This window comes from Nonomuraea sp. NPDC050202, from assembly GCF_040656115.1.
GTDB lineage: Bacteria > Actinomycetota > Actinomycetes > Streptosporangiales > Streptosporangiaceae > Nonomuraea.
This window is the reverse complement of the sequence record NZ_JBFALF010000010.1, coordinates 91560-105369: the sequence shown is the minus strand read 5'-3', so window position 1 is coordinate 105369 and position 13810 is coordinate 91560. Positions and strand designations below refer to the sequence as shown.

The window sequence follows — 13810 nt, the reverse complement described above, 5'->3', positions numbered from 1 at the left end:
GCCTGAGGGGACCCCGGACTGACCCCGCCTGAGGGGACGCCGGACTGACCCCGCCTGAGGGGGACACCGGACTGACCCCGGCACCCCTTTGTGAAACCACCCCGCAGCCGTCACCCTTGAGGTGAGGACGGTGAGGCGCATGATCACGGTTGTCGGCTGGGACGGATCCGAGCTCTCGGCCAAGGCGGTGGGCAAGCTGCGGGAGGCCAGGCTCGTCGTGGGCCCCGACGCCGCTCTCGGACAGCTCCAGCTGACCGCGGCGACCGCGGCCGACGGGGCGCTGCTGGAGGCCCTCGACGACCACCTGGAGCACGGCGAGGGCCCCGCCGTCGTGCTCGCGCCCGGCGATCCCGGCTTCTTCGGCGTCGTACGCAGGCTGCGCGCGCACGGCCTCAAACCCGAGGTGTTGCCGGCCATCTCGCTCGTCACCCGCGCCTTCGCCTGCGCCGGGCTCAACTGGGAGGACGCGCTGGTCGTCGCCCCGTCCGGCCCGCGCCAGCTCAACAGGGCGGTCAACGCCTGCCGCGCCCACCCCAAGGTCGCGCTGCTGGTCGCGCCCGGCGTCGGCCCCGGCGAACTCGCCAGGGAGCTGGCGCCCACCACGCCGCGTGCGCTGATCGTCTGCGAGGACCTCGGCGGGCCTGACCAGCGCGTCACGCACAGCCGCATGGGCGAGGCCACGACCAGGCCGTGGAAGGACCCCGACGTGGTGCTCGTCATCGACCCGCTGCACCAGCCCAAGGAGCCGAGCTGGGTCGCCGGGGCGCAGCCGGGACCGTCGGAGTGGGCGCTGCCGTTCGAGGGCGGGATGTCTCCGGAGGCGCGGGCGTACGTGCTGGCCAAGCTGGGCCCCCGCCTCGGCGACCTGGTGTGGGACGTGGGCGCGGGCACCGGCCAGATCGCCGTCGAGTGCGCCCGGCTCGGCGCGGCCGTCATGGCCGTCGAACGCGACGAGGAACGCTGCGCCAAGCTGCGCGCCAACGTGCTCGAACACGGCGTCAAAGTGGCCCTGACCAGAGGGCAGGCGCCGCCCGCGCTGGAGCCGCTGCCCGACCCCGACGCCGTCTTCGTGGGCGGCGGCGGCCTCGACGTGATCGTCGCCTGCGCCGCCAGGGGCCCGCGCGTGCTCGTGTGCGCGCTGCGCAAGGTCGAGCAGGTCGCCGCCGTGCTCGGGCGGCTGCGCGAGCAGGGCTACCGCGGCGAGGGCACCCAGATCCTGGCCTCCAAGCTGGTGCTCGACCCCGACGGCTCCCACAGCCTGGCCGCCTCCGACCCGGTCTTCGTGGTGCACGCGACGCCCGCGCACGCAGCGTGACCTGTTCCGCACAGGGGCGCATCGGTTATCCTCGCGTGTCTTTGTCCACCGCACCGGAGAATCCCTCACGATGAAGCCGCCGCTCCTGCTGATCGGGCAGGGCTCCCAGGATGACGCCTACGCAGCCGAGTTCGGCAGGTTCGTACACCGCCTGCGCTGCCGACTCGACCAGGCCGGCGCCGACGTGTCGGGGGGTTACCTGGAGCGGGCCACGCCGCGGCTGAGCGAGTCCGTCGCCTCCCTGGTCGCGCGCGGGCACCACCGGCTCGTGGCGCTGCCGCTGAGCCTGAGCAGGCTGGGCGAGGAGTTCCCCGCCGCGATGGCGCTGGAGCAGCAGCGCCACCCCACGCTGATGTACGACTACGGCCGCCCCCTCGGCCCCGACCCGCGCGTGCTGGCGCTGCTGGCCGAGCGGCTCAACGAGGCCGCCACCGAGCTGTCCAGGCCGCGCGCGCTGGAGCTGGCGGGCGCCAGGCCCCGGCTGCGCGCCGTCGACTCCCTGCCCGCCGAGGACCACCTCCAGCACATCGAGCCGGGGGAGACCGCCGTGGTGCTGGTCGGTGAGGGCTCCACCGACGCCACCGCCAACGCCGAGGTCCACCGGGTCTCCCGGCTGTTCTGGGAGACGCACGCCTACGACTTCATGACCGTCGAGACGGCGTTCGTCTCCGTCACCCCGCCCGGGGTGCCCGGCGGGCTGGAGCGCTGCCGCCGCCTGGGGGCCAAGCGGGTGATCGTGGTGCCGTACCTGCTGTTCGCGGGCGGCCTGCTGGAGCGGGTGTGGGCGCAGGCGCTGGCGTACGGCGCGGGCCACCCCGACCTCGACATCCGCTGCGCCGAGGTGATCGGCGACTGCGAGACCCTGGCCGACGTCGTGATCGACCGTTACGAGGAAGCGCTCCAACTCGTCCACTGACGTCCAGCTCTGGTAGCTCTTGGAAGTTCGGCCCGTGACGCTCGGCTCTTGAAGTTCGGCCCGTGACGCTCGGCTCTTGAAGTTCGGCCCGTGACGCTCGGCTCTTGAAGTTCGGCCCGTGACGCTTAGCTCTTGGAGGTTCCGTGTTCGCTGAGACGCTGGCGGAGATCCGTCCCGCCGACCCGGGGGCGCTCGCCGAGGCCCGCGCCCACCAGGACCGCCTCACCAAGCCACGCGGCTCGCTGGGCGTGCTGGAGGAGGTCGCGGTACGCCTGGCGGGCGCGGCCGGCGTCAGCCCGCCGCCCATGCCCGAGCCGGCGGCCCTGGCCATCTTCGCCGCCGACCACGGCGTGCACGCGCGCGGCGTCAGCCCGTGGCCGCAGGAGGTCACGGTGCAGATGGTCGCCAACTTCCTGGCCGGCGGCGCCGTCGCCAACGCCTTCGCCGCCCAGGCCGGGGCGTCGGTGACCGTGGTGGACGTGGGCGTCGCCGCCGACCTGCCCGACGCCCCGAACCTGGTCAACCACAAGATCGCGTACGGCACCGCCGACCTGTCGCAGGGCCCCGCCATGACCGTCGACCAGGCCGTCCAGGCGCTGGAGGCCGGCATCGTCGTGGCCAGGGACCTGGTCGCCAAGGGCGCGCGCTGCCTGATCACCGGCGACATGGGCATCGCCAACACCACCGCCTCCGCCGCGCTCGTCTCCGCCTTCACCGGCAGGGACCCCGCCGAGGTGACCGGGCGGGGCACGGGCATCGACGACGACACCTACGAGCACAAGGTCGGCATCGTGCGCGCGGCCCTGCGCACGAACGCGGTGACGGACGCCTCCTCCTCGCCCAGCGAGGCGCTGCGGGCGCTGGCGGCCGTCGGCGGGTTCGAGCACGCGGCCATCGCCGGCTTCATCCTGGCCGGCGCGGCGCAGCGGGTGCCGGTGATCCTCGACGGCGTCATCGCCGGAGCCGCCGCCCTGGTGGCCGCCGCGCTCGACCCGGCCGCGCTCGACCACTGCGTGGCGGGCCACCGCTCCGCCGAGCCCGGTCACGCGGCCGCGCTGACCCACCTCGGGCTGCGCCCGCTGGTGGAGCTGGAGCTCCGGCTCGGCGAGGGCACGGGCGGCCTGCTGGCGCATCCGATGGTGTGCGCGGCGGTGCGCGTGATGCACGACGTGGCGACGTTCGACTCGGCAGGAGTGACCGAAAAGCCCGTGTGATGATGGAGGCACTGGAGGTAGGCACAGTGTCTCGTTACGGACCCATGTACGGCCCCGACATCACGTTTCTCGGGGTGGATCGCTGCGACGTGAACGATCCGGCCAGCTACGCGGACGCCGACGTGGTGATCATTGGTGCCCCGTTCGACGGCGGCACGTCCAACCGGCCCGGCGCCAGGTTCGGGCCCATGGCGCTGCGCCAGGCCTGCTACCTGCCGCACGACGGCTCCAGGCCCAGCCTCGCGCTGCGCGTGGACGCCCTGCGCGACCTGAGGGTGCTGGACGCCGGTGACGTGGAGTGCTACTCGGGGGACGTCGAGGGCTCGCTGGCGGCCATCGAGGAGGCGGTGCACCGGGTGGCGTCCTCCGGGGCGATCCCGATGGTGCTCGGAGGCGACCACACGGTGGCGCTGCCGGACGCGCGGGGGACCGCCAGGGCGTACGCGGCCGGGCGCACCTCGATGATCCACTTCGACGCGCACGCCGACACGGGCGACATCACCTTCGGCCACCTGTACGGGCACGGCCAGCCCATGCGGCGGCTCATCGAGTCCGGCGCCATCAGGGGCGACAGGTTCCTGCAGATCGGCCTGCGCGGGTACTGGCCGGAGCCGGAGACGCTCGGCTGGATGGCCCAGCAGAACATGCGTTCCTATGAAATGACGGAAATCGTGGCTCGCGGGCTCGACGAATGCCTGACAGAGTCGTTCCGGATCGCGCTCGACGAGTGCGACCAGATCTTCCTGTCCGTGGACATCGACGTCTGCGACCCCGGCCACGCCCCCGGCACCGGGACACCCGAGCCGGGCGGCCTGACGGCCCGGCAGCTCCTCGATGCGGTGCGCCGGATCTGCTATGAGATGCCGGTGGCCGGCATGGAGGTGGTCGAGGTGGCGCCGCCGTACGACCACGCGGACATCACCGCGTTCCTCGGGAACCGGGTTATCCTTGAGGCCTTGTCAGCGATGGCCAGACGCCGCAAGGACGATGAGGGCGGGCCTCGCTGGGATCCGCGGCAGCCCCTTCTTGACGGGCGTTGACCCGTGCGCAGCAAATGACACATGTGGAGCCGGTAGGTTTACCTCCTAACACAACCTTCGCGAACGGGAGATTCCCCCCATGGGTCCCTACCTCCTCGGCCTGCGGCTTTCCGGCCGCCGGGTCCTCGTCGTGGGCGGCGGCCGCGTCGCGCAGCGACGGGTGCCCGCGCTGCTAGAGGCCGGTGCGGAGGTCACCGTCGTGTCGCCGGGCGTCACGCCCGCCCTCGACGATCTGATCGCCGCCGGAAGGGTCACGTGGCACGCCCGGCCTTACGAGGTCGGCGACTGCGACGGGGCCTGGCTCGTACAGGCCTGCACCGATGACAGGTCCGTCAACACCGCGGTCGCCGCCGAGGCGGAGGCCAAGCGCGTGTGGTGCGTGCGCGCCGACGACAAGGACGCCTCCGCCGCCTGGACACCCGCCACCGGGCGGGTCGACGAGGTCAGCGTGGCCGTCACCGCCGGCGGCGACCCGCGCCGGGCCGCCGGCATCAGGGACGCCGTGGTCGAGGCGCTGCGCGACGGCACCGTCGACGCCCGGCGCAACCGCACCAAGCCGGTCGGCGTCGCCCTCGTCGGCGGCGGTCCCGGCGACCCCGGCCTCATCACGGTGCGCGGGCGCCAGCTCCTCGCCCAGGCCGACGTGGTCGTCGCCGACCGCCTCGCGCCGCGCGCCCTGCTCGACGAGCTGGCCCCCGACGTGGAGCTCATCGACGCCGCCAAGGTGCCCTACGGCCGGTCGCTGTCCCAGGAGACGATCAACGAGCTGCTCGTGGATCGCGCCAGGCAGGGCAAGTTCGTCGTCCGGCTCAAGGGCGGAGACTCCTTCGTGTTCGGCCGCGGCGGCGAGGAGATGATCGCCTGCGCCGAGGCCGGCATCCCCGTGCTGGTCGTGCCCGGCATCACCAGCGCCGTCGCGGTGCCCGCCGCGGCCGGGGTGCCGGTGACCCACCGCGGCGTCAGCCAGGAGTTCCACGTCATCTCCGTGCACGTGGCGCCCGACGACCCCAAGTCCACCGTCGACTGGCCCGGCCTGGCCCGTTCCCAGGGCACGCTGGTGCTCATGATGGCCGTCGAGCGTCTGGCGAAGGTGGCCGAGACGCTCGTGCGCGACGGACGTTCGCCGGAGACTCCCGTAATGGTGGTACAGGACGGTACCCTTCCGACCCAGCGGGCGGTCATCGCTTCGCTTTCCACCGTGGCTGACCGCGTGTCCGCGGCTGGGATACGGCCGCCGGCGATCGTCATCGTCGGAGACGTCGTGCGGGTCGGCCAGGAGGTCGAGATGGTACGAGCGGAGCGCTTGCCGTGAACACGGCCATGGATGACGGGCGGCAGGAGTCACCTGGGGAGCAGACGTTGAGCTTCCGGCCGGTGACGGACGAGGACCTCGACCCCGAGGTCCGGGGCGACGACAGCCCAGACGGCGACCTCGACGGCCGCTCCGACGGCGACCCCGGCCGCAGCCTCGACGGCCGCTCCGACGGCGACCCCGGCGACCTCGACGGCCGTCCCGAGGGCAGCCTCGGCGGCGACCTTGGCCGCCGCCCCGAAGGCCGCTCCGAAGGCCGCCGTGATGGCCGCCCCGAGGGCGACCTCGACGCTCGCTCCGACGGCAGCCTCGGCGGCGGTCGCAGGGACGGGGCGTCGGCGCGGGGTGTGCGCGACGAGGCCGGCGATCCGCGGGAAGGCCGGGCTGCGCGCGAGGAGCCGCCTGCTCGCCGGCCCTCCCTCTTCGAGAAGCCGGCCATCCTGCGGCGGCCTCCGTCCGGCGACGAGCCGTTCCCGGCGTTCCGGCCGTCGCCGCCCGCCTCCGACGAGCCCTCCTCCGAGCGGCCCTCCCTCTTCGTGAAGCCTGCCTCGCTCGGTGGGCCCGGCGCCGCGCCGGTCGCGAAGGAGGCGGAGGACACGCCGTCCTCGGACGTCTCTGAAACGCCGTCCAACGACGCGGCCGATGAGATCGAGCCCAAACCCGCGCCGGAGGCTCAGGCTGCCTCAGAGCCCGAGGCCGCGGTCGTTTCCGAGGCCGCGTCCGGGTCGGAGCCCGCAGCCGATCCCGACCCCCAACCCCACCTCGATCCTGAGCCCGCGTCCGACGCCGACGCCGACGCCGTCCCCGAGGTCGCGTCCGAGTCGAAGGCTGTGTCGGAGGCTGCGGCTGAGTCTGCGGCCGTCTCCGAGCCCAAGTCCGGCTCCACCAGCGAGTCCGAGCCCGAGCCCGGCTCCACCGGCGAGTCCGATTCCGCCCCCGAGCCCGAGCCCGAGCCCGCGTCCGACACCGCCCCGGAGCCGGAGTCCGACCCTGCCATCGAGTCGCAGTCCGACACTGACCCCCACCCCGAGCCGGAGTCCGCCACCGACACCGAGTCCGAGTTCGGTTCCGCCTCCGAGCCGGAGTCCGAAGCCGAAGAGCCGGGCGATGAACGGGAGCAGCCGGGCGGGAAGCAAGGGGAACCGGCGGAGCAACGGGCGCAGCCGGGGGAGAGCCTGGAGGAGCTGCCGGCGGAGGCCGCGGAGGCGCTCATGGCGGCCCTCGACGCCCTCCGCGAAAGCGTCGCCGACCTCCGCTTCGGCCTCGACCTGCCCGGCTCGGAGGAGGCGAGGCAGGCCCAGGCGGACCTGCTGGCCCAGCTTGAGAACTACGTCCTGCCCCGGGTGCGCACCCGCACGGCCCCGGCCCTCATCGTGATCGCGGGCTCGACCGGCGCGGGCAAGTCCACCCTGGTCAACAGCCTCGCCGAGAAGAACGTCTCGCGCACCGGCGTACGCCGCCCGACCACCGGCACCCCCGTCCTGGTCTGCCACCCGGAGGACCGGGAGTGGTTCGCGGAGGGCGAGCTGCTCGGCGGCCTCGAACGCCTCGACAAGCCGTCCCGCGAGGCCGGGATGGGCAGCCTGGTCATCGTCCCGACCGAGAAGCTCCCGCAGGGCGTCGCGCTGCTCGACACCCCCGACATCGACTCGGTGGTCGAGGAGCACCACGAGATCGCCCACCGCATGCTCGACGCCGCCGACCTGTGGATCTTCGTGACCACGGCCGCCCGCTACGCCGACGCCCCCGCGTGGAACCTGCTGCGCCTGGCCAAGGAGCGCGGCGCCCGCCTGGCCATCGTCCTGTCGCGGGTGCAGCAGCGCTCCGCGGACGTGGTGCTCAAGCACTTCGTCCGCATGCTCACCGAGTACGGCCTGGGCGACATCGACAGGTTCGTCATCCACGAGGCGAAGGTGACCGACGGCAGGCTGCCCGACGCCGAGGTGACCGACCTGCGGCTCTGGCTGGCCGAGCTGTCGGTGGACGAGGAGCGCCGGGCGCAGGCCGTACGCGAGACCCTCAACGGCGTGCTCAACAGCTTCCGCACCCGCGTACCGGCGCTGGCCAAGCACCTGGAGGCGCAGGTCGCGTTCAGGGCCGAGCTGCGCAGCGACGTGGAGGCGGCCTTCCTGAGCGCGCTCAGCGAGATCGACAAGGCGTCCAGGAACGGCTCCCTGCTGCACGGCGAGGTGCTCGCCCGGTGGCAGGACTTCGCCGGGTCCGGCGACCTCGTACGCTCGCTGCAACTGCGCAAGCGCGGCCGGGCGGCCAAGCAGGCGCCGGAGCGGGTGCTGGCGTTCAAGGCGGCGATCCGCACCGGCCTGGAGTCGGTCATCGTCGCCGCCGCCAACCGCGCCTGCGAGGAGGTGGTGACGCGCTGGCGGCACCGCGCGGAGCTGGGGGCCAAGCTCGCGGAGGACCTCGACCGGCCGTCCGACGACCTGATCCGTCACACCGGGCGGGCCATCGCGTCCTGGCAGGAGCACCTGAGCGAGCTCGTACGCACGGAAGGCGTGGCCAAGCGGTCGGTGTCGAAGCTGGTCTCGTTCGACCCCGAGTCGCTCGCCGTGATTTTCATGGTCGCCATGTTCAGCGGGAGCAACGGCGAAGGCGTGCCGCACCGGCTGGTCAACGCCCTGCTCGGCGCCGAGTCGCTGCGCGGCATCGGGGCCAAGGCGCTCAGCGATCTGCGGGCCAGGATCGGCATGCTGTTCGACGAGGAGGCCATGCGTTACGTGCACGCGCTCGACTCCGCGGGCATTCCCGACGAGTCCGTCGCAACCCGGCTCTACCAGGCAACGTACAACCTCGAGGTCGCTCGATGACCACCACGACCACCAGGCCGGGGCTCGCTCCGCGGCTGACCGCGCTCACCAAGGTGGTGGAGCTGGGCCCGGGGCGGCTGGACAAGAAGCTGCTCGCCGAGTCCGGCACGCTGCTGCAGCGGGCCGGCAACCGGCTCAAGCTCTCCTCCGAGCACACCGTCGTCGCCCTCGCGGGCGGCACCGGCAGCGGCAAGTCGTCGCTGTTCAACGCGCTGTCGGGGCTGGAGCTGTCGCCGACCGGCGTACGCAGGCCGACCACCGCCCGTACCCATGCCTGCGTGTGGGGGCTGGACGGGGCGGGGCCGCTGCTCGACTGGCTGCAGATCCAGTGGCGTCACCGCTTCTCCCGCGCCAGCGCGCTCGACAAGGCTGACAGCCAGCTCCACGGGCTGATCCTGCTCGACCTGCCCGACCACGACTCGATCAGGGCGCTCACCGACACGGAGGCCGACCGGCTGATCGGGCTGGCCGACCTGGTGGTGTGGGTGCTGGACCCGCAGAAGTACGCCGACGCCTCCACGCACCGGCGCTACGTGACGGAGCTGGCGGGGCACGACGCGGTCACCGTGTTCGCGCTCAACCAGGCCGACCGGCTGACCACCGAGGAGCTGGCCGAGCTGGTCATCGACCTCAACGACCTGCTGCGCAGGGAGGGCGTCGAGCACCCGAGCGTCGTACCGACCTCCGCGGTCACCGGCCGCGGCATCGAGAGCCTCAAGAGCGTCATCGCGACCGCGGTCGCCCGGCGGCGCGCTGCCATCCAGAAGCTCGAGGCCGACCTGCAGCGGCTGGAGCAGAAGCTCAGCCAGGCCATGCCGCTGGGTGAGGCGCTGTCCGCGCCCTCGGCGGTCGACGAGGCCCGCAGGATGGGGCTGACGGACGCGCTGTGCGACGCGGTCGGCGTGCCGGCCGTGGGCGAGGCCATGGAGAACGTGTACGCGGAGCGGTCGAGCCGGTGGGTCGGCTGGCCGTACCCGCGCTGGATCGGCAAGCTGCGCGGCGACCCGCTGAAGAGCCTGCGGCTCGACGACGTGAGCGAGGAGATCCGCGGCATCTCCACCACCTCGGTGAGCGCCCAGTCGGCCGAGGTCGCCAACGCGGTCCAGGCGCTGGCCGACGGGCTGTCCATGGGCATGCACCCGGTGTGGCGCACGGCCGTGCACCAGGCGGCCAGATCCCGCGCCGCCCAGCTCCCGCAGGCCCTCACGGAGGACCTCGCGAAGGTGGCGCCGCAGCTCGACCGCGTGCCGGGCTGGTGGCGGGCGCTCAAGGTGTGGCAGTACTTCCTGGTGGTGGCGTTCGTGGCCGGGCTGGCCTGGCTGGCGGCCGGGCTGCTCATGCCCGGCCAGCTCCCGCCGTCCCTGGAGCTCCTGGGCGACACGGCCACGCTGCCGTGGGTGGGGCTGATGATGGCCTCGGTGCTCGGGCTCGGCGCGCTGTCGGGCATCGCGTCCCGCAACTTCGTGGAGCTCGGGGCGTCCCGGGAGCGTGAGCGGGTCGAACGCGAGATGCGCCGCAGGGTCGCGGCGGTGGCGGGCACGATGGTGGTGGAGCCGGTGGAGCGGGAGCTGAGCCGTCACCATGCCTTCTACACGGCCATGAGGGATCTGTCGGTATGAGGTGAGGTGGGGCGGGCGGCCGGCGCTACGCGCTCCCACCGCCCCCTGCCCTCGCACCGCCATCCATACGTCCACCAATCTCGCCCCGCATCCACAGGTCCAGCACGCCTCACCCCGCATCCACAGGTCCACCACGCCTCGCCCTCCATCCACCCCACCCCTGGTACGGCCATCCGCAGCCGCCACTAGCCCTCGCATCCTCCTTCCGCAGGTTGCGCCACCCCCCGCGTCCCCCTTCCACAGCCTCCGCCGCCCCTCGCGCTCCCATCCACAGAACCGTGTTCGGCCGCCCTCGTCCCCCACCCTCCACGGCACCGTGTTCCCCAGACCGCGGGCAGCCGGCCCGCCACATGGGAGGCATGGGATGAACGACATCTACATCACACTCACCGGCAACGTCGCGGCAGAGCCGAGGCAGTACAGCTTCGACGAGGGCGTCAAGGTCACTTCGCTGAGGGTGCTCACCACCCATCGCTACTTCGACAAGAAGACAGGCCAGTGGGTGGACGGGGAGAAGGTCTGCTTCGCGGTCCGCTGCTGGCGCGCACTGGGGGAGAACGTCGCGGCATCCGTACGGGCGGGCCAGCCCGTGGTGGTGTCGGGCAAGCTACGCATCCGCGAGTTCGGCGCCGAGGGGGATCGCCGCTTCATGCCCGAGATCGAGGCGAGCGCGGTAGGCCACGATCTGCGCTGGGGCACCGGCGCCTTCACCAAGCCGGAGCGGGGTGGAGGTGGGGCGGTGAGCAAGGAGATGCGCGACCGCCTGGACGAGGAAACCCGCGACTGGGCCATGGGCCCCCGCGCCCACCGCTCCCAGGCCCGCTCAGTCGCCCGCGACGAGCCCAACCCCTTCCACACGGACGACGCCGCTGCGGAGAGGGCGCGACCTGTGAACGCCGACGATGGCCTGCCTCCCATGCCCGCTTCCAACGACGGCCCGGCGTCCGCACCGGAGCCGTTCGACGACGCGGCGAGCATGTTCAACCCGGCAACCGCCCACGCCTCGGGCTCGGGTGCCGACACGGCCGGCCCGCTGGGGTGGGGTGACGGCACGACCCGCTCGCTGGGCTCGGGTGGCGACACGGCCGGCCAGCTGGGCTCGGGTGGCGACACGGCCGGCCAGCTGGGCTCGGGTGGCGACACGGCCGGCCAGCTGGGCTCGGGTGCCGACGCTGCCCGCCCGCTGGGACCGGGCACCGAAGCTGCCTTCCCGCTGGACTCCGAGGGCAGCCCCGCACGGAAGCGGGGGCCGAGGGGCGGCGCTGTCCGCGCAGTGGGAGCGGAGGGTGACACGGCCCGAATCCTGGGCGGCGACGCCGACGGGAAGGGGCGCGCTGCGGGAGGCAAGAAGGCCGGCAGGGACGGCAAGCAGCTGACGATGGCGGAGAAGGCAGCAGCTTAGCAACGAGCACGCGCAGGGGGCACCGACCGCCACTGACGGTGCCCCCACTACCCCGCCACTGCGGCGTCTCCACTGACGGTGCCCCACCACCCCGCCGCCTCGCCACCGCGGCGTCTCCACCGGTGGGTGCCTTCGCCAGTGGGGCGCTGAGCCAGTGGGTGCGGCGCCAGTGCGGTGCGGAGTCATCGCGTGCCCCGCCATGTCTGGCTGGTGAGAGGAGGGAGCGGAGAAACCGGACAGGGCGCAAGGAAGAAGCCGGGAGATTGTGCAGGGGAGCAGTAGCGGAGGGCAAGGGGGAGGGCGGAGGGCGCCGGTAGAGGAGGGCAGAAGGGGCGCTGGTAGAGGAGAGCAGAGGTGCCGGTAGAGGAGAGCAGAGGTGCCGGTAGGGGAGGGCGGAGGTGCCGGTAGGGGAGGGCGGAGGGGAGCGTAGCGGAGGGCGCGGGTAACAGCCGGGATGAAGGGGGGAGGGGGCACCGGCCGGGTCCCGTTGACACCCCGAGGGGCGGCCGATGGTGTGTTGCCCGCGTCAGATGGCTAGAGCATCTGTCAGGTCCAGGTCACGCCCCGCACCATGGCTGCTCCTTTCCAGCACTGCTCCTTGTCACGGCCCGCTCATACAGCGAGCAGGTGTGGTCACTGCCAACGTATCGGTTCCCATCGCATAACGCACACTCCGCAATTATTGTGTTACACATCGTTAGTCGGAGAGGGGACAAGATGGCGGTGACCAGTCACGCATCGATAAAGTCTCGCGACGGTGTGTCAACGCTGGCCGACCGCTGGCCGTTGCTAGGGCAACGTCGGTCGCTCGTCATCTATTTGTGTGCGATTGTCGCTCTCGATCTTGCGGCGATCATGACGCTCTCGGTTTTCACCGTCTTCCAGTGGCGGGACGCGCTCACGTTCGCCGCTCTCATGGGCTGTGGCGCGGTGTGCATCGAGGCGAGCAGGCGGCTGGGCATGCCCGCCGGTGTGTCACGTGACCTGTTGTCGGCCTGGTGGTTGCCGGTGGCGCTGCTCTTGCCGCCGGTATATGCCCTTTTCGCGCCTATTGTGCTGCAGATACTGCTTCAGGTGCGCGTGCGGGCGACAGTGGTCTATCGCCGGGTGTTCAGCTCCGCGGCCATCGGCCTGGCCGGGTGTACGGCGTCCATCGTGTTCCACGGGCTCGTGGAGGATCCATGGGCGCTGTCGCGGGGCAGCGGGCCGCCGATTCTCTTCGCGGTGCTGGCCGCCGTGCTGTTCTCCCTGCTCAACATCGCTCTCATCGCCATCGCCGCGCATACGGCCAACCCCGACAGCGCCTGGCGGGAGGTGCTGTGGGACAGGGAGAGCGTGATGCTCGACGTCGTGGAGCTCTGCCTGGGCGTCATCGTCTCCATCGGCTGCGGCCTCAACCTCGGCCTGCTGATTCTCACGCTGCCGCCCGTGGTGCTGCTGCAGCGCAGCCTCCTGCACGCCCAGCTCCAGGCCGCGGCCCGTACCGATGCCAAGACCGGGCTGCTCAACGCGGCGGCCTGGCAGCGCGAGGCCGACACCGAGATCGTCCGGGCCCGCCGCACCGGCGACACCCTGGCCCTCCTGATCATCGACATCGACCACTTCAAACGCGTCAACGACGCCCACGGCCACCTCGTCGGCGATCAGGTGCTGGTCGGGGTGGCCTCCATGCTGCGCAGCCAGCTGCGCGACTATGACGTGGTGGGCAGGTTCGGGGGTGAGGAGTTCGTGGTCCTGTTGCCGGGGGCCGACATCGACGAGGCCCGCCGGGTGGCCGAACGCCTGCGCGTCCGCATCGGTCACATGGCCATCCCCGTGGACGACACCCTGGTCAGGGTCACGATCTCGGCCGGGGTGGCGCTGATGAGCGTCCATGGCGACGATCTGATCGACCTGCTTGCGGCGGCCGACCTGGCTCTCTACCGCGCCAAGGAGCTGGGCCGGGACCGCGTCTGCATCCCCGCCGTCCAACCTCCACCTCACCCCCTCCCCAACGACCCCTCCACGCCGTAGCCCCCTCCCTCGTCCCGTTCCCCCGCGCTCGCTGCTACGCGCAGACGCTGCCGGCATCCGCGCCTCCTCCGTCGTGCATCTGGGCCGCCCGCTCTGTCTCGCCGGGGTGGAAGGGCGGCGACCGGAGAGGAGCGGCGGAAGCCTGGGTTGGGAG

At 72.4% G+C, this 13810-nt stretch carries 9 protein-coding genes; all 9 read left to right on the top strand.

What is annotated here, in order from left to right:
* Positions 1 to 139: 139 nt before the first annotated feature.
* The 9 genes from AB0I79_RS26650 (at position 140) to AB0I79_RS26610 (ending at position 13656) form a co-directional block, all read left to right on the top strand.
* Positions 140 to 1315 (top strand): SAM-dependent methyltransferase, encoded by a 1176-nt coding sequence (locus tag AB0I79_RS26650; protein ID WP_357877738.1) that lies wholly within the window; start codon positions 140 to 142, stop codon positions 1313 to 1315.
* Between the two features lie 70 nt (positions 1316 to 1385).
* Positions 1386 to 2231, top strand: coding sequence for a sirohydrochlorin chelatase (locus AB0I79_RS26645; protein WP_357877735.1), 846 nt, complete (start codon positions 1386 to 1388; stop codon positions 2229 to 2231).
* 143 nt (positions 2232 to 2374) lie between these two features.
* Entirely contained in the window at positions 2375 to 3445 is a 1071-nt protein-coding gene (cobT, locus tag AB0I79_RS26640; RefSeq protein ID WP_357877732.1) for a nicotinate-nucleotide--dimethylbenzimidazole phosphoribosyltransferase, read from the top strand.
* A gap of 26 nt (positions 3446 to 3471) precedes the next feature.
* Positions 3472 to 4485 (top strand): agmatinase, encoded by a 1014-nt coding sequence (gene speB / locus AB0I79_RS26635; protein ID WP_357877729.1) that lies wholly within the window; start codon positions 3472 to 3474, stop codon positions 4483 to 4485.
* A 79-nt stretch (positions 4486 to 4564) separates the two neighbouring features.
* On the top strand, positions 4565 to 5797 hold the full coding sequence (gene cobA / locus AB0I79_RS26630) for a uroporphyrinogen-III C-methyltransferase (protein WP_357877726.1): 1233 nt from the start codon (positions 4565 to 4567) through the stop codon (positions 5795 to 5797).
* On the top strand, positions 5794 to 8622 hold the full coding sequence (locus AB0I79_RS26625) for a dynamin family protein (RefSeq protein WP_357877723.1): 2829 nt from the start codon (positions 5794 to 5796) through the stop codon (positions 8620 to 8622). The genes cobA and AB0I79_RS26625 overlap by 4 nt, the downstream gene beginning before the upstream one ends.
* The gene (locus AB0I79_RS26620) at positions 8619 to 10241 is read left to right on the top strand and encodes a GTP-binding protein (RefSeq protein WP_357877720.1); all 1623 of its coding nucleotides are present in this window, start codon (positions 8619 to 8621) and stop codon (positions 10239 to 10241) included. Before AB0I79_RS26625 ends, AB0I79_RS26620 begins: the two co-directional genes overlap by 4 nt.
* A gap of 364 nt (positions 10242 to 10605) precedes the next feature.
* Positions 10606 to 11643 carry a single-stranded DNA-binding protein gene (locus AB0I79_RS26615; RefSeq protein WP_357877717.1) on the top strand — a complete coding sequence of 346 codons (1038 nt, stop codon included), beginning with the start codon at positions 10606 to 10608 and terminating at the stop codon, positions 11641 to 11643.
* Between the two features lie 855 nt (positions 11644 to 12498).
* A complete protein-coding gene (locus AB0I79_RS26610) occupies positions 12499 to 13656 on the top strand; it encodes a GGDEF domain-containing protein (RefSeq protein WP_357877714.1) in 1158 nt (385 codons plus the stop codon).
* The last annotated feature ends 154 nt before the right edge of the window (positions 13657 to 13810 follow it).